20 protein-coding genes and 2 tRNA genes are annotated in these 22212 nt (G+C 71.3%); 12 read left to right on the top strand and 10 right to left on the bottom strand.

From position 1 onward, the window contains the following. The first annotated feature begins 15 nt into the window (after positions 1-15). Entirely contained in the window at positions 16-1311 is a 1296-nt protein-coding gene (locus B4915_RS10370; protein WP_105805689.1) for an ATP-dependent DNA helicase, read from the top strand. A gap of 73 nt (positions 1312-1384) precedes the next feature. Here the strand turns inward: B4915_RS10370 and B4915_RS15065 are convergent, their stop codons facing one another. Continuing rightward, on the bottom strand, positions 1385-2446 hold the full coding sequence (locus B4915_RS15065) for a biliverdin-producing heme oxygenase (RefSeq protein ID WP_342747301.1): 1062 nt from the start codon (positions 2444-2446) through the stop codon (positions 1385-1387). Between the two features lie 118 nt (positions 2447-2564). On the opposite strand from B4915_RS15065, the gene B4915_RS10360 reads away from it, so the two are divergent. From B4915_RS10360 to B4915_RS10350, 3 genes are all read left to right on the top strand, one after another. Then, on the top strand, positions 2565-3818 hold the full coding sequence (locus B4915_RS10360) for a serine hydrolase domain-containing protein (protein WP_105805688.1): 1254 nt from the start codon (positions 2565-2567) through the stop codon (positions 3816-3818). 72 nt (positions 3819-3890) lie between these two features. Next, positions 3891-3964, top strand: a tRNA-Gly gene (locus tag B4915_RS10355). Between the two features lie 223 nt (positions 3965-4187). Continuing rightward, positions 4188-5684 (top strand): amino acid permease, encoded by a 1497-nt coding sequence (locus B4915_RS10350; protein WP_105805687.1) that lies wholly within the window; start codon positions 4188-4190, stop codon positions 5682-5684. Between the two features lie 70 nt (positions 5685-5754). Here the strand turns inward: B4915_RS10350 and B4915_RS10345 are convergent, their stop codons facing one another. Next, complete coding sequence (locus tag B4915_RS10345) at positions 5755-6312, bottom strand: methylated-DNA--[protein]-cysteine S-methyltransferase (protein ID WP_105805686.1); 558 nt, start codon at positions 6310-6312, stop codon at positions 5755-5757. Further along, the gene (locus tag B4915_RS10340; protein WP_105805685.1) at positions 6309-7967 is read right to left on the bottom strand and encodes a DNA-3-methyladenine glycosylase 2 family protein; all 1659 of its coding nucleotides are present in this window, start codon (positions 7965-7967) and stop codon (positions 6309-6311) included. Before B4915_RS10340 ends, B4915_RS10345 begins: the two co-directional genes overlap by 4 nt. Before the next feature lie 87 nt (positions 7968-8054). On the opposite strand from B4915_RS10340, the gene B4915_RS10335 reads away from it, so the two are divergent. The 6 genes from B4915_RS10335 (at position 8055) to B4915_RS10310 (ending at position 14230) form a co-directional block, all read left to right on the top strand. After that, positions 8055-8597 (top strand): TetR/AcrR family transcriptional regulator, encoded by a 543-nt coding sequence (locus B4915_RS10335; protein WP_105805684.1) that lies wholly within the window; start codon positions 8055-8057, stop codon positions 8595-8597. A gap of 174 nt (positions 8598-8771) precedes the next feature. Further along, positions 8772-9902, top strand: coding sequence for a tyramine oxidase subunit B (locus B4915_RS10330; RefSeq protein ID WP_105805683.1), 1131 nt, complete (start codon positions 8772-8774; stop codon positions 9900-9902). A 136-nt stretch (positions 9903-10038) separates the two neighbouring features. Then, positions 10039-11211: an N-methyl-L-tryptophan oxidase gene (solA, locus tag B4915_RS10325; RefSeq protein WP_105805682.1), complete on the top strand. Its 1173-nt coding sequence runs from the start codon at positions 10039-10041 to the stop codon at positions 11209-11211. Positions 11212-11313: 102 nt separating this feature from the next. Further along, positions 11314-12273 carry an ATP-binding cassette domain-containing protein gene (locus B4915_RS10320; protein ID WP_105805681.1) on the top strand — a complete coding sequence of 320 codons (960 nt, stop codon included), beginning with the start codon at positions 11314-11316 and terminating at the stop codon, positions 12271-12273. Further along, complete coding sequence (locus B4915_RS10315; RefSeq protein WP_105805680.1) at positions 12270-13118, top strand: ABC transporter permease; 849 nt, start codon at positions 12270-12272, stop codon at positions 13116-13118. Before B4915_RS10320 ends, B4915_RS10315 begins: the two co-directional genes overlap by 4 nt. Before the next feature lie 128 nt (positions 13119-13246). Continuing rightward, entirely contained in the window at positions 13247-14230 is a 984-nt protein-coding gene (locus B4915_RS10310) for an LLM class flavin-dependent oxidoreductase (protein ID WP_105805679.1), read from the top strand. 76 nt (positions 14231-14306) lie between these two features. Here B4915_RS10310 and B4915_RS10305 read toward each other — a convergent pair whose 3' ends face one another. The 3 genes from B4915_RS10305 to B4915_RS10295 all read right to left on the bottom strand — a co-directional run bounded on the left by B4915_RS10305 (position 14307) and on the right by B4915_RS10295 (position 16776). Then, complete coding sequence (locus B4915_RS10305; RefSeq protein WP_181158539.1) at positions 14307-14918, bottom strand: TetR/AcrR family transcriptional regulator; 612 nt, start codon at positions 14916-14918, stop codon at positions 14307-14309. 89 nt (positions 14919-15007) lie between these two features. After that, positions 15008-15865, bottom strand: a complete 858-nt coding sequence (locus B4915_RS10300; protein ID WP_105805677.1) for an SDR family NAD(P)-dependent oxidoreductase — start codon at positions 15863-15865, stop codon at positions 15008-15010. Continuing rightward, entirely contained in the window at positions 15862-16776 is a 915-nt protein-coding gene (locus B4915_RS10295) for a hotdog family protein (RefSeq protein WP_105805676.1), read from the bottom strand. Before B4915_RS10295 ends, B4915_RS10300 begins: the two co-directional genes overlap by 4 nt. A gap of 194 nt (positions 16777-16970) precedes the next feature. Between B4915_RS10295 and B4915_RS10290 the strand changes: the two genes are divergently transcribed. Continuing rightward, positions 16971-17189 carry a hypothetical protein gene (locus B4915_RS10290; RefSeq protein WP_105805675.1) on the top strand — a complete coding sequence of 73 codons (219 nt, stop codon included), beginning with the start codon at positions 16971-16973 and terminating at the stop codon, positions 17187-17189. A 233-nt stretch (positions 17190-17422) separates the two neighbouring features. On the opposite strand, the gene B4915_RS10285 is transcribed toward B4915_RS10290, so the two are convergent. After that, positions 17423-17507, bottom strand: a tRNA-Ser gene (locus tag B4915_RS10285). A gap of 310 nt (positions 17508-17817) precedes the next feature. Here B4915_RS10285 and B4915_RS10280 point away from each other — a divergent pair. Beyond that, complete coding sequence (locus tag B4915_RS10280) at positions 17818-18423, top strand: CHAP domain-containing protein (RefSeq protein WP_245907433.1); 606 nt, start codon at positions 17818-17820, stop codon at positions 18421-18423. 70 nt (positions 18424-18493) lie between these two features. On the opposite strand, the gene B4915_RS10275 is transcribed toward B4915_RS10280, so the two are convergent. The 3 genes from B4915_RS10275 to B4915_RS10265 form a co-directional block, all read right to left on the bottom strand. Beyond that, on the bottom strand, positions 18494-19702 hold the full coding sequence (locus B4915_RS10275; RefSeq protein ID WP_105805673.1) for a cobalamin-independent methionine synthase II family protein: 1209 nt from the start codon (positions 19700-19702) through the stop codon (positions 18494-18496). A gap of 98 nt (positions 19703-19800) precedes the next feature. After that, positions 19801-21465 carry a cytochrome c biogenesis protein ResB gene (resB, locus tag B4915_RS10270; RefSeq protein ID WP_105805672.1) on the bottom strand — a complete coding sequence of 555 codons (1665 nt, stop codon included), beginning with the start codon at positions 21463-21465 and terminating at the stop codon, positions 19801-19803. Continuing rightward, positions 21449-22210, bottom strand: coding sequence for a cytochrome c biogenesis CcdA family protein (locus B4915_RS10265; RefSeq protein WP_181158538.1), 762 nt, complete (start codon positions 22208-22210; stop codon positions 21449-21451). Before B4915_RS10265 ends, resB begins: the two co-directional genes overlap by 17 nt. Between the last annotated feature and the right edge of the window lie 2 nt (positions 22211-22212).

The raw sequence follows: 22212 nt of genomic DNA, 5'->3' as shown, positions 1-22212 counted from the left end.
AGGTAGTCTGGTGCGGTGGCACGCCCCCGACTCAGCCCCGAGCAGCTCGCCGTCTACGAGCGCATCGAGCACACCCGCGAGCACGTATTCGTCACCGGCCGGGCCGGCACGGGCAAGAGCACCATCCTGAACCACCTCGCGTGGAACACCAGCAAGATCATCGCCGTCTGCGCCCCCACCGGGGTCGCCGCCCTCAACGTCGGCGGGCAGACCATCCACTCGCTGCTGCGCCTGCCCACCGGGATCATCGCCGACCACGAGCTCGAGCAGCCGGCCGAACTCAAGAAAATGCTCGCCGCCATCGACACCCTGGTCATCGACGAGATCTCGATGGTCTCCGCCGACCTCATGGACGCGATCGACCGCTCCCTCCGCCAGGCCCGCGGCAAACGCCACGACCCCTTCGGCGGCGCGCAGATCATCATGTTCGGCGACCCCTTCCAGCTGCCGCCCGTCCCGCCACGCGACCCGCACGAGCGCGCCTACTTCGCCGACACCTACCGCTCCCTGTGGTTCTTCGACGCGAGGGTGTGGGCCACCACCCCGCTCACCGCGATCGAGCTGCGCGAGGTGCACCGGCAGCGCGACGACCGCTTCAAGCAGATCCTCGGGGCCGTGCGACACGGCGTCGTCGAGGAGGACCAGGCCGCCGAGCTCAACGCCGCAGGGGCTCGCCCCGCCCCCCGCGACGTCATCACCCTCGCCACCACCAACGCGACCGTCAACCGGATCAACGCGCAGCGCCTCGCAGAGATCGGCGGCAAGCCACTGCGCGCCGTCGCCGAGATCAACGGCGAGTTCCGCGAGAACAGCTACCCCGCCGACGAGGTGCTCGAGCTGAAGCCAGGCGCGCAGGTCATGTTCCTGCGCAACGACCCCGACGGACGCTGGGTCAACGGCACCATCGGCACCGTCTCCCGCGTCGACGGCACCGTGTGGGTGGAAGTGGACCGCGAGGAGTTCGAGGTCGAGCCGACCGTGTGGGAGCGCTACCGCTACCGCTACGACGCCGACACCAAGAAGCTCGAAAAAGAGGTCGTAGCCGAGTTCGAGCAGTTCCCGCTGCGGCTCGCGTGGGCGGTGACCGTGCACAAGTCGCAAGGCCACAGCTACGACGCCGCGAACATCGACCTCGGCCCGCGCGCCTTCAGCGCCGGTCAGACCTACGTCGCGCTCAGCCGGGTCCGCTCGCTCGAGGGGCTCTACCTGCAACGGCCGCTGCAACCCCGCGACGTGATCGTCGACCCCAACGTCGTGCGCTTCATGAACGAACGCACGCGGCTCCCGGGCGGCGCGGCGCCGAATCCCTGAACCCGGCCGCCTCGGGCCCTCCAGCCCCTCGGGGGGGCGGCGCGGCGCCGGGACCGGCGCCCAGGGGAGAGGGCTACGCGGCGGCCTTCGCGCGGCCGAGATCCACGAAGACGGCCGTGTTGAAGGCGTAGGCCCGTCGCACCTCGTCAAGCACGCGCTGCCGCTCGACCTCGTCGAGCCGGGTCCCCAGCTCGTCGAGTGCGAGCCGGTACTCGTTCTTGAAGTCGGTGAGCGAGCCCAGCTCGGCGAAGTCGTAGAAGGCGACGCCCTCGCGATCCAGCCCGTGCTGCTTCGCCACGCGCCTCGCGATCATCTGACCGCCGGAGAGATCGCCCAGGTAGCGCGTGTAGTGATGCGCGACGACACCCGCGACCCATCCCTCCTCGGTCACCTCGCGGATGCGCTCGGCGTAGGCCGCCGTGGCCGGCACAGCGGCGATCCGCGCGCGCCAATCGGCGCCGATCAGATGGGCGAGGTCGGCCTCCAGCGCCGGCATCCGCAGCAGCGCGTCCCGGTGGAACGGCGCGAACGCCGGATCCTCGGCGAAGCGCTCCGCCGCAGCCTCCAGCGCCTCATACATGAAGAAGTGCTGGGCGACCAGATCGATGTAGTCCTGCAGCGAGCCCCTGCCGCGCATGATGTCCTCCATGAAGGAGGCCCCCTCGCTGTCCGAGTGGTCTCCCCACGAACTCTCCCGGATCACCACCGAGAACGGCTTCTCCCCGGCCACCGGCTCGGGCTCGCCCTGCGCGAGATCGGCACCACCCGGCGCCTCGGCACCGTGACGGCCGTGAGCGCCGTGATGCGCGCGATGCCCCGCGGCGGAAGGCTCCTCGTGCTCCTCACGCGGCTCGATCCCCAGCCGCTCGCAGGCGGCGCGGTACAGCGCGACCACCTCACGGCGGATCTCGGGCCGCTCGGCGATCGCACCCGAGGGCCACGGCACCGTCAGCTCCCGCTCCCCCGAGGGCTCCGAGACCAGCCACACGCCGCTCTCCGGGCCCACCCCCACCATCCGGCTCGCGCTCGCTTCCGGCGCACCGAAGGCGCGCGCGATCAGGAGATTGTCGTCGGCGTGGTCGCCGTTCATGTGCCCGGTCACACCGGCGATCACGTCTGCAGGAAAAGTCGTCACGGGCACAGTCTAGTAAGGCAAGCCTCACTTTGCCGCCCCCGTCCCGAACTTCCCAGCCGCGCACAGTACACTTCTGCGTGTTCTGTGCCCCCACGACGCACGAGATTGGCGGACGAGTTTGATCCCGAAGCTTGCACATCGCACGCGCATCGTCGCGACCGCTCTGATCGCGACCGCAGCTCTCGGGCTCACGGCCTGCACCGGCACCGAGATCGCCGGCCCGCAAGGCGACGCCAACAGCGTCGATGAGAGCCTCGCGAGCGGCATCGACGACGCCATCGCACAGGCGATGAGCCTCAGCGGCTCGTCACAGGCCGTCGTGGGCGTCTGGTCCGGGGAGCAGGCCTACGTGCGCGGCTACGGCGACGGCGAGATCAATGGCTCCGCCAGGATCCGCGGAGCACAGGCCACCCAGCCCGTCATGTGCGCGCTGCTGCTCGATCTCGTCGACCAGGGTCGCATCGACCTCGACCGCAAGGTCTCGAAGGACCTCCCCCGCCAGTCCGGCATCGAGGACGTGACCTACCGGCAGCTCTGCGACATGCGCTCCGGCATCGCCGACTACAAGCAGAACTACACCAGCATCTTCGCGAACAACCCCACCCGCCCCTGGCCCGACCAGGAGCTCATCGCCCAGGGCCTCGCCCACTCGCCGCTCAGCTGGCCCGGCCTCGACATGCACCAGTCCGACACGAACGCCGTGCTGCTCGGCCGCGCGCTCGAAGTCAACACCGGCGAAGAGCTGCCGGAGCTGCTCGCTGAGCACGTCTACAGCAAGGCAGGCATGTCCGCCAGCTACTACCCGAGCATGTCGAGCACCACCATTGAGGGGACCACCCTCACCGGCCACAACTTCCCCGTGCAGGGCGGCAAACTCGTCTGCGACGCCGGTCCGGTTGAGACCCCAGAGGTGTCCCCGTCGATGCTCTCCGGCGCCGGAGCCACCGTCACCACCGTCACCGACCTCAAGAACTTCTACGAGAGCTACCTCGGCGGCACCTTCGGCGGCGAGGCGGCTTCCGTCGTCACCGAGACCATCCCGGCGAAGAACCCCAAGCGCGACGACGCGGGCACCCCCACCGAAGAACCCGACACCGAAGGGCGCCAGTGGGGCTTCGACGTCGAGAAGCTCGGCCCGCTCTACGGCCGCAGCGGCGCCATCACCGGCACACTCACCGCCGCCTACCACGACCCCGACAGCGGCTACACCGTCGTCGTCGCCCTCAACAACTCAGCCGCCGGCGCGGCCTTCGCGAAAGCCCTCGCCTTCCAGCTCGCCGCGATCTCCAGCGAAGCAGGATCCGGACCCGAGCTGCCCTGGAGCGCGGAGGACCAAGCCGCCGCACTGCAGAAGGGCGCCGTCTGCCAGTAGCTCCCCGCCCGCCGCGCCGCGCGCGGATCCGAAGGCGCCGCCCTGCTATAGTTGGTGCGGCGCACTCGCCCCGGGATCGTCGTCTAATGGTAAGACATCAGCTTCCCAAGCTGAGAACGCGGGTTCGATTCCCGTCGGTCCCTCCACTTCGAAGGCCCCGCATCGCGGGGCCTTCCTCGTTCCTGGCCTCCGGGAACCTCCGAGAACCCGGAACGTGACGCGAGGGCACGCCACGCGGCGCGGCCGCGCAACGGGACTGCAACGCGGGGATTGGTGGATGCCGTCCGAGTACGCTATTTTCTCTAGCTGTTGTCCACTCGGCGTCGAGGGGTCAATCGAACACGTCCCTCAACGCGCGAAGGATCACGCATGCCCGCATCCACCCCCGGAGACAGCTCCGCCTACTCCGAACCGGTGTCGCCGCAGACCTCCGCGGGCTCGACGGCCCGGCAGCCCAAGAAGCTGCGCTCACGCCACGTCACCATGATCACGCTCGGCGGCATCATCGGGGCGAGCCTCTTCGTCGGCTCCGGCAACGTGATCCGCAGCGTCGGCCCGGCCGCGATCATCTCCTATCTGATCGGCGGCCTGCTCGTCTTCCTCGCCATGCGCATGCTCGGCGAGATGGCGGCCGCGCGCCCCGCCATCGGCTCCTTCATGGAGTACGCACGCGTCGGCCTCGGCAACTGGGCCGCCTACCTCGTCGGCTGGCTCTACTGGTACTTCTGGGTGGGCGTGCTCGCCTACGAGGCGGTGCTCGGCGGCGAGACCCTGCACGAGTGGTTCTCGTTCCTGCCCACGTGGGCGTGGTCGCTGATCCTCATCGCCATCTTCATCGGCGCGAACGCGGTCTCCGTGCGCACCTTCGGCGAGGTCGAGTTCTGGCTGGCCAGCATCAAGGTCATCGCGATCGTCGTCTTCCTGGGAGCTGGGCTGCTCTTCGCGCTCGGCCTGTGGCCGAATGCGAGCTTCTCGATCCCGAATCTGTGGGAGCACGGCGGCTTCGCCCCCAACGGCATCGGAATCGCGCTCACCGGCGTCGCGCTCGTGATCTTCTCCTACTTCGGCACGGAGATCGCGGTGATGGCGGCAGCCGAGTCCGAGGACCCTGCCAAGGGCATCAAGCAGGCCACGAGCACCGTGATCTGGCGCATCCTGCTGTTCTTCGTCGGCGCCGTGCTCATCATCGTCATGGTGGTGCCGTGGGACGAACTCCCCGAGCCGGTGAGCGTCGCCACCGCGCCCTTCACCCACGTCTTCTCGCTGCTCGGCCTGCCCGGAGCCGCCGTGATCATGCAGCTCATCATCTTCACCGCGGTGATCTCCGTGCTCAACTCGGGACTCTACTCGGCCTCGCGCATGTTCGCAGCGCTCGCCGAGCAGGGCTTCGCGCCGCGGTTCGTGGCGAAGCGCTCCCGGAACGGCGTGCCGATGTGGGCGCTGCTCGCCTCGACCAGCGGCGCCGTGATCGCCACGATCGTGAACTACGCGGCTCCCGACTCGGGCGTCTTCGACTTCATCATGAACTCGGCCGGGCTCGTCGCGCTCTTCGTCTACGTCTTCATCGCGCTCACTCAGATGCGGATGCGCCAGAAGATGACGCCCGAGGAGGCCGCGGGCTTGAAACTCAAGATGTGGCTGCACCCGTGGCTGAACATCCTGCTGATCGCGGCGATCGCGGGCGTGCTCGCCGTCATGCTGAGCACGGATGGCGGCCGCACCCAGGTGTGGACGAGCCTCATCGCGACGGGCGTGCTCATCGTCTTCTGGCCGCTCGTGCGCCGCAATCTGCGCCGCCGCCGTGCCGCGGTCACCGCGGAGGCCGTCGCGGATGAGCAGCAGGGATCGACCGTCACCGGCCACTGAGCCGGACGCCTGAGTCCTGCGCACTGCCTGCCGCGCCCTGCGCCGCGCGCCCAGCGCGCTTCGGCAGGGCTCACCCGAAGAGCGCCTGCTGCGCCCCCGCGCCCTCGTGGGACAGCAGGCGCTCTTTCACCTCGGTGCCGAAGAGGTAACCGCCGAGCCCGCCGTCGCTCCGCACGATGCGGTGGCAGGGCACTACGAGGGCGATCAGGTTGTTCGCGCAGGCCGAGGCCGCGGCGCGCACCGCCTTCGGCCGGCCGGCGAGCGACGCGAGCGCCGTGTAGGTGACGGTTCCGCCGGCGGGCACCCGCCGCAGTGCCTGCCACACCTCAGCCCGGAACGGGCTTCCGGGCTGGGCGACGATCAGCCCGTCGATCGCGCGCAGATCGCCCGCGGCATAGGCCCGCAGCGATGAGACCACGGGACTGCTGCCGCTCGCGTCCGGAGCGAAGCCGCGAGCCGCGAGCCCGGGATCGAGGCGCGCGAGCCGCTCCACGAGGCTGTCGGCAGCGGGATCGGCCGCGGTGGCGAAGCCCGCCGCCCTGAGCGCGCCGTCCTCGGGCGTCCAGATCGCGTGGAAGGGGCGGCCGAGGACGTCGACCTCGGCGCGGAAGAGGGGCTGAGAGCTCATGCGGGGTCCTTTCGCGGGGATGCGGGCTGGGACGCGACGGCGTCCGCCGTCGCCGTGAGGAAATCGGTCCAGAGGTGCTGCGCGGCGTAGCCGCGGAACGGACGCCAGCCGGCTGCGAGGCGCTCCGTCTCGCGATCGGCCCGGGTGCCGAGGGTGCGGCGGAGGATCAGGTCGCCGGCGGGAAAGGCGTCGGGGTCCGCGAGCGCCCGCAGCGCGACCAGCTCCACCGTCCACGGCCCGATCCCGCGGATCGCGGTGAGCTCGGCTCGCGCACGCTCCCGATCCGCTCCGGGACCCAGCTCCAGCCCGCCCGCGAGCGCTCCCGCCAGCGTGCGGAGCGTCTCGGCCCTGGCACGCATCAGCCCGAGGCGTTCGCGCAGCTCTTCGGCGCTGCACTCCGCGATGCGCGCGGGGTCGGGGGCCGCCACGAGCCCTTCCGGCCCCGGCGCACCCGGCCGCGCGAAAGCCGCCGCGAGCCGGCCCTGCACGGTGCGCGCTGCGGCGAGCGAGATCTGCTGCCCGAGCACCGTGCCGAGCGCGAACTCGCGCGGTTCGCGGGCGGCGGGCAGCCGCAGTCCGGGTCGTCGCGCCACGAGCGGCGCCAGCAGCGGGTCGGGGGCGAAGGCGGCTGCGAGCTGCGCTGGATCCGCGTCCAGGTCGAGGAGGCGACGCACGATCTGGATCGCGGGCATCGCGTCGGCGAGGCGCGGCAGGGTCAGCACGACCGGCACGCCGATGTGACCGCCCGGTGCTGCGGGCTCGGCGGCGGAGGCGGGAAGCTCGGACCAGTCGATCCGTGCGGCGCCGGTGCCGCCCGGCAGGTCGAGGGCGTGGACCGTGCCGCCGTCGGCTTCGACGCGGTCCCGGCCGGGGATCGCGTGCGCGATGAGATTCGCCCGGATCGCGGCGGCATCGAATGGTGCTCGTGTGCGCAGGCGGATCGCGATCCGCGGAGGCGCATCGCTCACCGGGCCTGCGGGGTCGCTTCCCGTGCCTGCCGTTCCCGCGGCAGCAGGCGCACGGGAACCCGCTCCGCGCCCGCGGCTCAGGCGGGAGGGCGCGACTCCGAACTCCTCCCGCATGGTGTCGCCGAACTGGCGCACGCTGCCGAAGCCCGCGGCGAAGGCGATGTCGGCGAGCGGCAGATCGGTCTGCTCGATGAGGGCGCGGGCCGCGTGGGCCCGCCGGGTGCGTGCGAGCTGCAGCGGGCTCGCGCCGATCTCCTCGATCATGAGCCGACGCAGGTGCCGCTCGCTCACCGCCAGCTCGGCGGCGAGGCCAGTGACGCCGACCGCGTCGATCGCACCGTCTCTGATGCGCCGCACGGCCCGCGCCACGAGGTCGCCGCGCGCATCCCAGTCGCGGGTGCCGGGCACCGCGTCGGGGCGGCAGCGCTTGCAGGCGCGGAAGCCGGCTGCCACGCAGGCGGCCGCGCTCGGGAAGAAGCGGCAGTTCTCGGGCAGGGGCTTGCGCGCCGGGCACGAGGGACGGCAGTAGATACCGGTGCTCGTCACTCCGAGGAACACGCGGCCGTCCCAGCGGGGGTCGCGCCCCGCGGCGGCGCGGTAGCACGCGTCGAAGTCGAGATCGGGCGTGAGGGAGGAGCGGGATGCGGAGCCGAGCCCGAGAGGCGTGGCGGGCGGATGATCGGTCACCGCTCCATTGTTTCGCGCCCGAAGCGACGGCGCACGCGGAAATCGGACGTCGCAGTGGTCCGGGTGCGAGTCGCTACGCTCGGAAGCATGAGTTCTGCCTCCGGACGCACCGCGCTTCTGCGCGCCACCGTCGTCGTTGTCGCGGCCGGCGGGCTGCGGGCGCTCACCTATCGGGCCGTCGCGGCCGAGGCGGGGGTGTCGCACGGGCTCGTGCGGCACCACTTCGGCACGCGCGATCAGCTCGTCGCCGAGGCGATGGAGTTCGCCATCGAGGAGAGCCTGCGCGAGTCGAACATGCTGAACGAGGCGCTCACCCCCGCCGAGTTCGCGGAGGGCATCCAGTCGCTGTCCGAGCGCGAGGCGGAGATCCAGTCGTTCCAGTACGAGCTGCTGCTGGAGTCGCGTCGACGGCCCGAGCTGCGGCCCCTCGCCGAGCTGCACTACCGCAGCTACCGCGAGGCGATCGGCCGGCAGCTGAGCCGTCTCGGCGTGGACGACGCCGAGCTGACCGAAGTGATCTGGTTCGCGCTCGACGGCGTCGTGTTCAAGCAGCTCGTCGATCCCGAGGATGTCACCCCGGCCCTGCGCCGGATCCGCGCTCTCGTCGAGCTCGCAGCGACCGCAGGCTGATCGGGGAGCGCGCCGCGGGAGGGCGTGCCGCACAGCCGCGCAGCCGCGCAGCCGCGCAGCCGCGCACTTGACTATCCATCTGGATAGTTTTAGGCTGTCGGCACCGAGCGGTCCACCGGAGGGCCGCGCGCCCGGGCGCGGGAGCCCGGAGCCACATCGAAGGGACACACCGCCGTGCCAGACACCGCCATCGACTTCCTGTACCTCAACGAGCCCGACATGATCCGGGCCGGCGTCACGAACATGGCGGAGTGCGTCGACACCATGACCGACATGCTCGCGCTCTTCGCGCAGGGCGACTACCGAATGGCCGGCACCGAGAACAACTCCCACGGCGCGCAGCTCTTCTTCCCCGAGACCGAGACCTTCCCCGGCATGCCCGTCGACGGCCCCGACCGGCGGTTCATGGCGATGCCGGCCTATCTCGGCGGCGGCTACCAGCTCGCCGGCTGCAAGTGGTACGGCTCCAACGTCGCGAACAAGCAGCGCGGCCTGCCCCGCTCCATCCTGATGTTCACCCTCAACGACAAGGACACGGGAGCCCCGCTCGCGATCATGTCGGCGAACCTCCTGAGCGCATACCGCACCGGGGCGATCCCCGGAGTCGGGGCGCGCTATCTCGCCCGCGAGGACGCGCACGTGGTCGGCATCGTGGGCCCCGGGCCCATGAACCGCACCTCCCTCGAGGCCTTCATCGCGGTGCGCCCCGGCATCGACACCGTGAAGGTCGCGGGGCGCGGCCAGGCGGGCGTGGACGCCTTCATCGCCTGGGCTCGCGAGCGATTCCCGCAGATCACCACGATCGAGCAGGTGCCCGACATGGAGGCCGCCGTGCGCGGCTCCGACATCGTCAGCATCGCCGTGCCGAGCGCCTCCGGCTCCGAGCACTATCCGCTGGTCCGCGACGAGTGGGTGCAGCCGGGCGCCTTCATCTGCTGCTCCGCGCACCTCGCCGTCGAGGAGCGCCTCGTGCAGCGCTCACGGCACGTGGCCGACGCCCGCAAGATCTACGAGGCCTGGGCCGAGGAGCTTCCCGAGCCCGCGCACGAGACCGTCGGCATCTGGGGGATCGCGCTCGTGGACCGGGTGCGCGACGGGCGGATGCGCCCCGAGCAGTTCGAGGACATCGGCGAGATCATCCAGGGCCTCGCCCCTGGAAGGCGGCACGAGGACGAGGTCTTCGTGTACTCCGTCGGCGGCATGCCCGTGGAGGACGTCGCCTGGGCGACCCAGGTGTACCGCAATGCCGTGCGCGACGGCATCGGAACGCGCCTCAAGCTCTGGGACGAGCCGGCGCTCGCCTGAGCCGGCGAGGGGCCTCGGGCGGCCGCGGAGCCGGCCCCCGGCGCGGACGGCCCGGCGTCACGCATGCCCCCCCGCAACCGCACACGCACACGCACATCGCGCCCGCACCGCGGCGCAGAACGAGATGAGGAACGAGATGGATCTGCAGCGAAGCGACGTCGTGGTGATCGGCGCGGGCACCGTGGGCTCGATGGCCCTGTGGCAGCTCAGCAAGCGAGAGGGGCTGGAGGTCGTCGGCATCGAGCAGTTCGGCCGCGTGCACTCCCACGGCTCCTACGCCGGGGAGTCGCGGGTCTTCCGCACCGCCGTGCACGAGGGCGCCACCTATGTGCGCATGATCCAGCGATCCCGCGAGCTGTGGCGCGAGCTGGAGCGCGAGTCGGGCCGCAGCATCTACGCCGAGGTCGGCTGCCTGAGCATCGCACCCGAGGGCTTCCCCGACCTCGAGACCGCCCTCGGCACCGTTCGCGAGTTCGATCTCCCCCACCGCATGCTCAGCACCGAGGAACTGCGCAGGGAGTACCCGCAGCACACGATCTTCGACGGCGACGTCGGCCTGCTCGACGCCCACGGCGGCGGGCTGCGTCCAGAGGTCGCGGTGATGAGCGCGCTCGACCTCGCCGAGGCGAACGGCGCGCAGCTGTTCTTCAACACGCCCGTGCTCGGCATCGAGGAGCGCAGCGACGGGATCGTGGTGCGCACCACGCAGGGCTCCTGGCTGGCGGACCGCGTGCTGCTCGCCTCCGGCTCCTGGTCGACCCGGCTCTCGCCCGAGCTGAACGAGCTGCTGCGCCTGCAGGTGCTGGGGCTCACCTGGTTCATGCCGAAGCGACCCGAGATGTTCGTGCCCGAGCGCTTCCCCGCATTCCTCCGCGACCTCGGGCCCGTCCACTTCTTCGGCGCCCCGAGCTTCGACGGCTACGCCTTCAAGGCGTGCACCAACCCCGAGTGGCCGGTGCTCCGCGACGTGGACGAGGTGCCCGCCGCGCACACCCGCGCGGAGCTCATCAAGATCGGGCAGCGCGCCGCCGAGCTCTTCGAGGGCGTCAATCCGGAACCGGTGCGCGAGAGCGTGCACCACTGCGCCTACACGCCCGACCGGCTGCCCGTGGTCGACCGCAGCGACAGCGGCCGGCTGGTGACGATCGCCGGGCTCTCCGGCCACGGCTTCAAATTCTCGCCGCAGCTCGGCGAGTGGGCCGCGCAGCTCCTGGCCGGCGAGGAGAGCACCGTGGACCCGCGCTTCGCGCTCGCCGCGCACCTCGAGCGCCTCGCCGCACTCGGCCCCTACCGCGGCGGCGGCCACTGAGCGCCCCCGCAGCCCGGCGCCCGGCTCGCCGGTCCGCGCCCCCGCGCATCGGATAGTTCTAGCTACAATAGAGTTATCGCGACCGGGCCGAGAGGGGCGTCCATGACTCAGCACGCAGTACCCGTGGAGGTGAACGGCCTGTCGAAGCGCTTCGGCGGCGTCCAGGCGGTGCACCGGCTCAGCTTCACCGCCCAGCCCGGCCGGGTGACCGGATTCCTCGGGCCGAACGGCTCCGGCAAGACCACCACCCTCTCGATGGTGCTCGGCCTCACCCGTCCCGACAGCGGCACCGCCACGATCGGCGGTGTGCCCTACGCCCGGCTCGACCGTCCGGCACTCACCGTCGGATCCTCGCTCTCCGCCGACTTCCACCCCGCCCACACCGGCCGCGCCCACCTCGACATCGTGCGACGCGCCATCGGCGTCCCCGCCGGCGCCGTCGACGAGAAGCTCGCGCTCGTCGGGCTCGCAGACGCCGCCGACCGCAAGACCGGCGGCTACTCCCTCGGCATGCGCCAGCGCCTCGCACTCGCCGCGGCACTGCTGGGCGACCCCGGCGTGCTGCTGCTCGACGAGCCGATCAACGGCCTCGATCCGGAGGGCATCCGCTGGATCCGGCTCTTCCTGCGCCACCTCGCGAGCGAGGGGAGGACCGTGCTGCTCTCCTCGCACCTCCTGAGCGAGGTGCAGCAGACCGTCGACGACGTGGTGGTGATCCGCCGCGGCGAACTCGCCTTCGCGGGCACCCTCGACGAGCTGCAGCGCGGCAGCGGTGAGCGCACCGTCCTCGTGAGCGTCGCGCGCGACGCCGACGGCGAGCACGCGACGCTCGCCCAGGCGCTGCAGGCTGCGGGAGCAGGGGTGCACGGGGTGCGCGGAGCCGTCATGCGGGTGACCGGCATGGATCCCGCCTCCGTGGGCCTCACCGCTCTCGCCGCGGGGATCCCCCTCTCCCACCTCAGCGTCGAGCAGGCCGAGCTCGAGCAGAGCTTCCTCGCGCTCGTGGAGGACGCCGCGACCGAGCCGCCCGTCGTGGCCGCGACGGAAGGGGGCGCCGCATGAGCCGCGTGAGCCGCAGCCTCTCCTCCGAGTGGCGCAAGGTGCGCTCCACCAAGCTGTGGTGGATCCTCGCGATCGTGCTCGCGGCCTACTCCGCCATGATGGCGGGCATGTTCGGCTTCGTCTTCGGCGCGATGGCGGACGCGCTCGGCGAGACGCAGGGTGGCGGAGCGGCCGCGGGACTGCCGCCCCAGGACACCGCCGATCTCGTCTACTCGACCGTCTCGGCGCTCGGCTACGCCGTGCCGCTGCTGCTCGGTGCGCTCATGGCCACCGGCGAGATGCGCCACCGCACCCTCGCGCTCACCTTCGTGCTCGAACCCCGGCGCGGGATCGTGCTGCTGAGCAAGACGATCGTGCTGCTCGGCTTCGGGATCCTGCTCGGGATCGCGGGCCTCGCCGGGGCGTTCGGCGCGGGCGCCACGGTGCTGGCGGCGACCGGCGGCGACCCCATGCTCGACTCGGGCGAGACCTGGCTGCTGGCGCTGCGAGTGCTCGGCGCGATCGGGCTGTGGGCGATCATCGGATTCGGGATCGGCGTGCTCGTGCGGAATCAGGCCTTTGCGATCGTACTGGCGCTCGTCTTCACCCAGTTCGTCGAGCCCGTGCTGCGCACCGGCGCCCAGTTCTGGGAGTGGAGCGCGCAGATCGCGAAGTTCCTGCCCGGCGCCGCCACCGACGCCTTCGTCGGGGCGAGCGTCATGTCGAGCATGTCGAACGCCGGCGCGGGCGCTGCCTCCGGCGTTGAACCGCTCGGCATCGGCGCGGGACTGCTCGTGTTGCTCGCCTACGCGGTCCTGACCGTGGGCGCGGGCTGGGCTCTGCGCTGGCGCCGCGACGTGATCTGAGCGGGCAGGGATACGGAGCCGCCGAGGGGGGCGCGGGCCGCTTGCGATCCGGGGCCCCGCAGCGCCGCATCCTGGCCCGCCCGCGCCCGAACGGGAATCCGGCCGCGGCGATCCGCGTTGCATCCCGTATGAACGCGACCCCGCTCTCCATCCTCGATCTCGCCACCGTCGAGGCGAACGGCAGCATCGCCGACGCCTTCGCCCACTCGGTCGAGGTGGCGCGGCTCGCCGAGCGCAGCGGCTACCGCCGCATCTGGTACGCCGAGCACCACAACATGCCCTCGATCGCGTCGAGCGCGACGGCGGTGCTCATCGCGCACATCGCCGCGCAGACCTCGGCCATCGGCCTGGGCGCGGGCGGCATCATGCTGCCCAACCACTCGCCGCTCGTGATCGCCGAGCAGTTCGGCACGCTCGCCGAGCTGCACCCCGGCCGCATCGACCTGGGCCTCGGCCGCGCGCCCGGCACCGACGGGGCGACCTTCCGGGCGCTGCGCCGCACGTACGAGGCAGCCGAGAGCTTCCCCGCCGACGTGGCCGAGCTGCAGCGCTACCTCTCCGACGAGCTGCCGCGCACCGCCGTGAACGCCTACCCGGGGCGCGGCACCCGCGTGCCGCTCACCATCCTCGGCTCGAGCATGTTCGGCGCGAGCCTCGCCGCGCAGCTCGGACTCCCCTACTCCTTCGCATCCCACTTCGCGCCGCAGCAGCTCACCGCGGCGGTGCAGCACTACCGCGCGAGCTACGTGCCGAGCGAGGCGCACCCCGAACCCTACGTGAGCGCGGGGGTCAATGTGATCGCGGCGGAGAGCGACGAGGAGGCCGAGGCGCTGTTCGCCCGCGCCGAGGTGGACCGGGTGCGGCGGTTCCTGTCGCGCGGGCGGGATCGGGAGCTCACCGCCGATGAGGCTTCCGCGCTCGTCGACACCCCGGCGGGTCGCGAGATCCGCGGCATGATGCGCTACACCGCGATCGGCGGACCGGATCGGGTGCGCGAGGAGCTGGAGGCGTTCGCGCGCTTCGCCGGGGCGGACGAGCTGATCACGGTGCACGCCGCGCCCACGCGCGCGGAGCAGCTCGCTTCGGTGCGGATCGCCGCCCCCGCAGCCTGAGGCGTGCCTCGCCGCCCAGCGCGGCGCGACGCCACCCAGCGCGAGCCGCCAGGCGCGCCCGAGCGGGCGCGGCGGCTCAGGGGGCGAGCAGCTGCTCGAGCCGCGGGCGGGCGCGGCGCACGCGGCCGGGCAGCGTCTGCCAGCCGTCGAGCATGCCCGAGAGCACCTGGGCGCCGACGAAGGTCTCGTTGACGACCTCCGCGAGCTCGTGGGCCGGAATGCCGGACGTCACGGAGCCGTCCTCCACCCCTTCGCCGACGAGCGTGGCCGTGACGCGCTGCCACTCGTCGTAGTAGCCGTAGCCGCGATCCTTCAGCTCGTCCGGCAGGGACGTCAGCAGCCGGATCCCGGCCTGCACGAGCGCGTCGCCGGCGATCAGTTCCGCCATCCCCTCCAGGAGGTCGAGCAGTCGCTCCAGCGAGGTGCCCTCGGTCTCCTCCACGACCGCGGAGAGCACCTCGGTCATGCGCTCCTGCTGCACGTCGAGCACGGCTGCCGCCACATCGTCCTTGTTCCCGAAGTGGAAGTAGAGCGAGCCGAGGCTGATCCCCGCGTCATCGGAGATGTCCTTCAGCTTGGCCTTGTCGTACTCCATCCGCGCGAACACCCGGCCGGCAGCCTCCAGCAGCGCCAGCCGCGTCCTGATCCCGCGTTGCTGCTTCCGGCGTACCTCGCCCACTCGGCTCATCCGCGCACTCCCCTTACTCATTCCCCGGCCGGTTCCGGCCACACGGGAGATTCTTACACACGTTCCTCATTGCTCCCCGTCTGCAGCCTTCAGACTTCCTCCTGGTCCTCAGCCAGCAGTTCCTTCACCGAGTGCTTGCGGGCGCCGCGCGCGCTGAGCGTGCTTCCCCCGGACACGTCGAGCGTGGTCCCGGTGGTGCGCTTCGCCGCGTCAGAGGCGAGGAACGCAACCGCGGCCGCCACCGTCTCGGGCTCGGAGACGCCCCCCAGCACCGCGAAGGAGGCCATGTACTCCCGCACCGCTGCGCTTCGGAAGCCAGGGTGGCCGTTGTCGGTGAAGCCCGGGATGACGGCGTTCACCCGGATCCCGCGGGACGCGATCGCCTCCGCCATGTTGCGCGTGAGCGACTCGACCGCAGCCTTGCTCATCGCGTAGCTGATGTCGCCGGGACTCGAGAAGTGCGCAGAGGCAGAGGACATGTTGACGACGGAGCCACCGGGAGGCATGAGGGGGACGAGTCCCTGCGCGAGGAAGAAGGGTGCCCGGGTGTTGATGGCGAAGTAACGGTCGAAGTCGGCGGGCGTGGTGTCGGCGAAGGAGGGGCTGAGCATCTTCGCCGCGTTGTTGACGAGCGCCGTGAGGCGGTACTCCGGGTGCTCCTCCAGCAGCGCGCCGACGTGGCGCACCACGGCGTCCACTCCGGCGGGATCGCCGAGATCGGCGCCGATCAGGTGGCAGCGCGCACCGCGGTCACGCAGCTTCTGCTGCAGTTCGCGGGCGCGCTCCTCCCGGCTGCCGTAGTGCGCGAGCACCGCGTGTCCCGAGTCCGCGAGGGCGGCGCAGATCGCCGAGCCGATGCCGCCGGTCGCGCCGGTGACCACCGCGAAGCGGACGGTCCCGGAGTCCGGTCCGGTGCCGCCCGCCACTCGGGCTCCGTCACCGCTCATGCCTGGTCCTCCCGGTCGCCCGCCTCGTCGAAGCGCATCACGGTCTCGGCGCGCACGGCGCCCCGCTGCACGACCGACACGATGAGGCGCTCACCGTCCTGGCGTACCGCCAGGCGCGCGGGCTCCGCCTTCTCGATGAAGGCGATGAAGCGCGTGGTGATGCCGCGCAGGCGGCGCCCGGGCATGAAGCGGGAGGCCATCTCCTCGGACGCGCACACGACCGCCATCCCGTCCACGTGGTCCGTCTCGTGGTCGGCGAGGATCGGGTTGCTTCGGTCCACCACCAGCTCTTCGACCGCGAGCGCGTCGACGAGCGCGGAGGCCGCGGTCTCGTGCTCCGGCGCCGCGGGGTCCGTGACGCCGGACTCCGCCGCGGCTTTGCTCGCAGCGGGGGCGGCCGCGGTGCGGAGCCGATCGTAGAGCCGCTGCGGGAGGTACTTGCCGGTGATCCGGCCGGTCGCGAAGCAGGCGCCGGAGGGCGCGTCGTTCCCCGCGAAGAACTCCGCGCCGACATCGATGTGAGCGACGCCGCGGACCGCGCGGCCATCGACGCGGGTGCGCAGCCGCGCTCGGCCGGCACGCGGCGCCGCCTCGCCGGGCTCATCACCGTGGAAGACGAGATCCGCGGAGGAGAGCATGGCCCGGCTCTCGAAGGGAACGCGCAGCAGCAGGTGGGCGAGCGCGTGCGTCGCCTGCCGCTGCACCTCGACGTACTCCGCAGCGCCGGGCCGCAGATCGCCGGGCAGGCGATACCCGAAGTCGATGGCGTCCTCGCCGTTCGGGGTGGAGGCGGTGAGCCAGCCGTGACGCTGCTCGACCTTGTGCACGAGCTCCGGGGGCACGGCTCCGTCGAGCCCGTCCTCCCCCGGGAGCGGGGGCGCGTGCCCCTCATCGACTTCCGCGATCACCATCGTCCCCGTCCCCCTAAGTCGGACTCCTGAATGAATTGTGGCACAGGAGCCGGGGATACGGGAGACCGCTGCGGTTCGAGTCCTCTCGTGTCGCCCCGCTGTCAGGGGTGGGGCGTACGCTCATCAGCCATGGGCATGTTCGGGGGAGACACGGACGCGAGAGCGGTGCGGCGCGAGGCGATCGGGGATCCGCGGTGATCCGGGATTCGGGCGCGCTCGAGCCCGCGGCCTCGCGCTACGACGCTGCGCACGCGGAGCGCGTCATCGCGGAGCTCGAGGCGCAGTATGCGGCCGGAGACATCGAGCGGCACGCCTATCTGGAGAAGAAGCGCGGGCTGGTGCGGCTGTTCGTGAAGGCGACGACCCAGCCCCGGCGGCGGGCAGCGCGGTCGGAGAACTACGACGGAGAGTAAGGGCCGGTTCAGGGGTTCTCGATGAGCCCCCAGCCGAAGCGGAAGAGCCCCCTGCGCATGCAGGGGGCTCTGGAGCGGAGGATGGGGGATTTGAACCCCGGCCGCGCGCTTGAGGCAACGCACCGCGTTGCGCGCGCACGCCGCTGGCGCCGCCCTCGGCGCCAGTCACGGGGTTCTCGATGAGCCCCCAGCCGAAGCGGAAGAGCCCCCTGCGCATGCAGGGGGCTCTGGAGCGGAGGATGGGGGATTTGAACCCCCGAGGGCGTGAACCCAACACGCGTTCCAGGCGTGCGCCATAGGCCGCTAGGCGAATCCTCCTCACCGGCGCGTGACCGGCGGCCACCAGTCTAGCGGGTTCTGGCGTTCTGGCCGAAACGGGGGCGGCGCGGGCGGCTGGGTGGGCGCTGCGGGGATGCGTGAGCGAGGCGGGTGCGGTGCCTCGCGCGGGCGGGGCCGAAGCTGACCGCGGCCTTGGAGCTTGCCGGGTGAACGCGGCATTTCGCGGCATAACTTGAACATAACGGAACGGTAACGCATACTTGTTGAGGCGCTCGGGCCGTAGCCCAGCGCATCGTATTGTTCAACCCCCCGGAGTTTTCGCGTGAGAGTTTCTGCCAAGGCGTTTGCTGTGAGCCTCGTCTCCACTGTCATCTTCGCCTTCGGTGCGGCACCCGCGATGGCCGAGGCGCCGGTCGAGGATTTCTCTCTCGCCGCGGTGCAGCCCGCCACCACGACCGTCTCCCAGTCTCTGGACACGGGCGATGCGCTGGCCGGGGCGCCGATCGAGTCGGTGCTGAGCGTCGACGAGGTGGCGCATGTTCCCCACCACTTCGACGTGGACGCAGCGATCTCGCTCGCGGAGAGCGAGGTCGGCACGAGCCGGGCGACGGGCTGGAACCAGCCGGGCGAGTGCATCATGTCCGCGCAGCGCTGGATCCGGGCGGGCGGCGGCAACTGGGGTGGCGGCGGCGATCCCGTCTCCAACTACGATGGCGCGACGCGGGTGACGCTCGCCCAGGCGGAGCCGGGCGACGTGGTGCAGTACGAGTACGTCGCCTCACCCACCTCGTGGGTGACGGGCGTGCATACGGTGCTCATCACGGAGGTGCACGACGACGGCACCTTCACGATCATCGAGTCCAACAATCCGGGCGGTTCCGGCCTCGTCAGCAAGGACGAGAACTGGACCCCGGCGCCCCCGGCCGGTTTCCAGGCCGCGGTGTGGCGCTTCTAGAGCTTCCCGTGACGCACACGCAGAGGGGGCCGCGCGGTTGTTCCGCGCGGCCCCCTCTGCGTTGCCGGTCTTAGACGCGCTGCGCGGCGCGGCGCGCCCCCTCGCCGAGCGCTTCGAGCTTGGCCCAGGCGATCTGCGGGTGGACGCGGCCGCCGAGGCCGCAGTCGGTCGATGCGATGACGCGCTCGGGGCCGACGATGCGCGCGTAGCGGGTGATGCGCTCGGCGACGAGGTCGGGGTGCTCGATGAGGTTGGTGGAGTGGCCGACGACTCCGGGGACGAGCACGAGGTCGTCGGGGATGAGCTCGCGGTGCTCGTCCCACACGGTCCACTCGTGCTCGTGCCGCACGTTCGCCGCCTCGAAGGAGACCTGACCCGCTTGGACGCCGAGCACGGTGCGCAGGATGTGCTTCAGCTCGATGTCGGTCGAGTGGGGTCCGTGCCAGGAGCCCCAGCAGAGGTGCAGGCGGATCTGCTCGCGCGGGAGTCCCTCGATCGCCGCGTTGATGGCGTCGACGCGGATCTGCGTGAATGCGAGGTAGTCCTCGATGCTCGGCTCGGGGTTGATCTGGTCCCAGTTCTCGGCGAGCGAGGGGTCGTCGATCTGCAGGATGAGGCCGGCATCGGTGACCGCGCGGTATTCCTCGCGCAACGCGGCGACCCAGGCGTCGATGTGCTCCTGCTCGGTGCCGTAGAAGCGGTTGCTGATGCGCGCCGCGGAGCCGGGGGCGATCGCGGTGAGGAAGCCGCGCTCGCCGGGCTGGAGCGCGGCCCGGAGGTTGCGGGTGTCGGCGGCGATGGCCTCCTGGCCCGTGTAGGCGATGGGGCCGGTGGTGGCCGGGAAGGCGGTCGTGTTCTTGCCGACGCTGATCCCGCTCTCCGGGTCGCGGTAGGCCTCGGCGAAGAGCGTCCAGTCACGGCGGTCGGGGAAGGTGGTGAGCCGCACATCACCGGGCGCGGAGCGCACGGGCTCCTGGCTGAAGATGTCCTCGCCGGTCAGCGAGAGGCCGGAGTTGCGCTGGAAGGAGTACGTCCACCACGCACCGTAGTCGACCGCATTCGACATGGCCTTGCCGAACTCGCCGTCGCCGGGCTGCGTGATCCCCCGCTCGCGCTGCCGCTCGACGACGTCCCGCACCGCCTCCGCCACGAGCTCCTCGAACTCGGGGGTGGTGCGCAGCGTGAAGCCGTCGTCCTCGAAGCCTCGCGCCGCGTTCGCTTCGATGAGCGCCTGGGTGCGGGGGAGGCTGCCTGCCGTGGTTGTCTCGATCGTCGTCATGGCCCAGAGCCTACCCGCGGGCCGGCGGCCCGTCGCGGCGCGTGACGGACCGTGACGGCTGATGACGGAACGTGACGGGGCGGCGCGCCGCGGACCGTCTACAGCCGCTCGCGATGACGCTCGCGCAGCTCCTCGACGGCGCGCTCCAGCGCCGGGTCGTCGCCCCGGGCGAGGGCCGCGTACTGCAGCACGACGCCGTCCTCGGTGGGCAGCGCCTTCACCCACATGCGCCGGCGGGGCACGAACAATGACCACATGAGGCCGCCGAGGGCGAGCAGCGCGAACACGAGGATCCAGATCTGCGCCGGGTTCTGCATCACGTCGAAGGAGGCGTAGCGGGGCACCGACTCGAGCGTGACCGTGCCGAGGCCGTTCGGCAGATCGGCCTGCTCGCCGGGACGCAGCTCGATGGAGTCCTTGTCGATCGCCCGGCCGGTGAGCTGCTCCATGCCGCTCGTGTCGAGTGCGTATACGGACTTCGGGATCCCGTCGTCGATGCCGAGGTCGCCCTCGAACACGTCGAGGGTGAGGACGGGATTCTCGAGGTCGGGGTAGTTGGAGGTGTAGGCCCCGGTGTCGAGCTCGGCCTGAGTGGGGTAGAAGAAGCCGCGCAGGCCGATCTGCACCGGCTTCCCCGCCTCGTCGACCATGCCGTCGGGCACCTTGACGACGCCGAGCGAGGTCATGTTGAGGTTGTCCTGCGGGATGAACGGCATCGCCTCGCGGTAGACGACGGTGCCTTCGGCGTTGCGGATCGTGATGAGCGGCGCGTAGCCGTTGGCGATCAGGTACACGGGCGAGCCGTGCACGCGCAGCGGGTGGTTGACCCGGATGGTCTCGCGCGACTCGGCTCCGTCCGGCGTGATGAGGGTCATGTTCGCCGTGTAGTCCTTCACCAGCCCGATGGCGTCGACATTGCCGCCGTCGGGCGTGTTGTAGCTGACGTCGAGCGAGTCGAGCCTGAGGCTGAACGGCTCCAGGCTGTTGCTGTCGAAGGAGCGCCCGGAGGTGGCGGTGTCGTAGTCGATGAGCTGGTTCACCATCGTCTCGCCCTCGACGAGGACCTTCTGACCGTTGAAGGTGACGACGCCGCCGAGCGCGACGCTGACGAGCACGCCGAGCAGCGAGATGTGGAAGAGCAGATTGCCGGTCTCGCGCAGGTAGCCGCGCTCGGCCGACACCGACACCTCGCTCGCGCCGCGCCGCGTGGCGCGCTGCACCTCGACGCGGTAGCGCTGGCGGCGCAGGATCGCGGCGGCCTCGTCCACGGCCCGCTCCGCGAATTGCTCGCGCTCCTCGGGCGTCGCCTCGGGGTTCGAGAGACGGATCTCGGAGAAGCCGGCCATGCGCTGGAGGCGGGCGGGCGTCTTCGGGGGGCGGCCGCGCCAGGCGCGCCAGTGGTGGGCGATGCGCGGCAGCACGCAGCCGATGAGGGAGACGAAGAGCAGCAGGTAGATCGCCGAGAACCACACGGAGCCGTACACGTCGAAGGCCTGGATGGGGAAGGCGTCGAGGATCGGGAAGAGCTGTGGATGATCCTGCTCGTACTGCACCACCCCGTTCGGGTCGGCTCCGCGCTGCGGCACGAGCGATCCCGGGATCGCGGCGACCGCGAGCAGCAGCAGCAGGATGAGGGCGACCCGCATGCTGGTGAGCTGCCGCCAGAACCAGCGCAGCCAGCCGCGCAGCCCGAGCTCGGGCGACTCGGCGCGCAGCGATCCCCCCGCCCCGGTCCCGTCGTCGTAATCAGAGGGGCGTGACATATCCGCCGATCACCGCCTGCAGTGCGTACATCATCTGGCTCCAGAGTCCGGTCACCATGAGGAGACCGATGAGGATCAGCAGCCCGCCGCCGATCAGGTTGACCGCGCGGATGTGCCGCTTGAAGAAGGACATGGTCTGCGTCATCCAGCCGAAGCCGAAGGCGGCGAGCACGAAGGGCAGGCCGAGGCCCAGGCAGTAGAGGATCGCGAGCACCACGGAGCGGCCCACGGATCCCTGCTGCACGCTCAGCGTCATGATCGCGGCGAGGGTGGGACCGAGGCAGGGCGTCCACCCGATCGCGAAGACGACACCGAGCAGCGGGGCGCCGATGAGTCCGGTCCTCGGCTTGACCCGCAGCTTCGCGGTGCGCTGCATGGCGCCGAAGGCACCCATGAAGACGAGCCCCATGACGATCACCGCGGCGCCCATGATCCGGGTGATGAGCCGCTCCCACTCCAGGAGCCACACGCCCACGGTGCCGGCAGCGGCGAGGAAGGCGACGAGCACGGCGGTGAAGCCGAGCACGAAGAGCAGGGAACCCAGCACGAGGCGGCCCCGCGCGGGCCGCTCCCCTGAGCCGGACCCGGGGCCGGACCCCGAGCCCGCGCTCGCGCCGACGTAGGCCAGGTATCCGGGCACGAGCGGCAGCACGCACGGCGAGAGGAACGACACGAACCCCGCCGCGAGCGCGATCAGGGACGCGACGAGCAGCTGTCCGTCGGCGACGAGATCCTGCACCTCCACCG

Origin of the sequence: Leucobacter massiliensis, from assembly GCF_002982315.1 — a bacterium.
In the GTDB taxonomy this organism is placed as follows: domain Bacteria; phylum Actinomycetota; class Actinomycetes; order Actinomycetales; family Microbacteriaceae; genus Leucobacter; species Leucobacter massiliensis.
This window is presented reverse-complemented; position numbering and strand designations above follow the sequence as displayed.

Bases quoted from the DNA above. Each gene is read 5' to 3' on its own strand.
- B4915_RS10350 (WP_105805687.1), top strand. From the start codon at position 4,188: ATGCCCGCATCCACCCCCGGAGACAGCTCCGCCTACTCCGAACCGGTG.
- B4915_RS10345 (WP_105805686.1), bottom strand. From the start codon at position 6,312: ATGAGCTCTCAGCCCCTCTTCCGCGCCGAGGTCGACGTCCTCGGCCGC.
- B4915_RS10335 (WP_105805684.1), top strand. From the start codon at position 8,055: ATGAGTTCTGCCTCCGGACGCACCGCGCTTCTGCGCGCCACCGTCGTC.
- solA (WP_105805682.1), top strand. From the start codon at position 10,039: ATGGATCTGCAGCGAAGCGACGTCGTGGTGATCGGCGCGGGCACCGTG.
- B4915_RS10320 (WP_105805681.1), top strand. From the start codon at position 11,314: ATGACTCAGCACGCAGTACCCGTGGAGGTGAACGGCCTGTCGAAGCGC.
- B4915_RS10315 (WP_105805680.1), top strand. From the start codon at position 12,270: ATGAGCCGCGTGAGCCGCAGCCTCTCCTCCGAGTGGCGCAAGGTGCGC.
- B4915_RS10310 (WP_105805679.1), top strand. From the start codon at position 13,247: ATGAACGCGACCCCGCTCTCCATCCTCGATCTCGCCACCGTCGAGGCG.
- B4915_RS10305 (WP_181158539.1), bottom strand. From the start codon at position 14,918: ATGAGCCGAGTGGGCGAGGTACGCCGGAAGCAGCAACGCGGGATCAGG.
- B4915_RS10300 (WP_105805677.1), bottom strand. From the start codon at position 15,865: ATGAGCGGTGACGGAGCCCGAGTGGCGGGCGGCACCGGACCGGACTCC.
- B4915_RS10295 (WP_105805676.1), bottom strand. From the start codon at position 16,776: ATGGTGATCGCGGAAGTCGATGAGGGGCACGCGCCCCCGCTCCCGGGG.
- B4915_RS10275 (WP_105805673.1), bottom strand. From the start codon at position 19,702: ATGACGACGATCGAGACAACCACGGCAGGCAGCCTCCCCCGCACCCAG.
- resB (WP_105805672.1), bottom strand. From the start codon at position 21,465: ATGTCACGCCCCTCTGATTACGACGACGGGACCGGGGCGGGGGGATCG.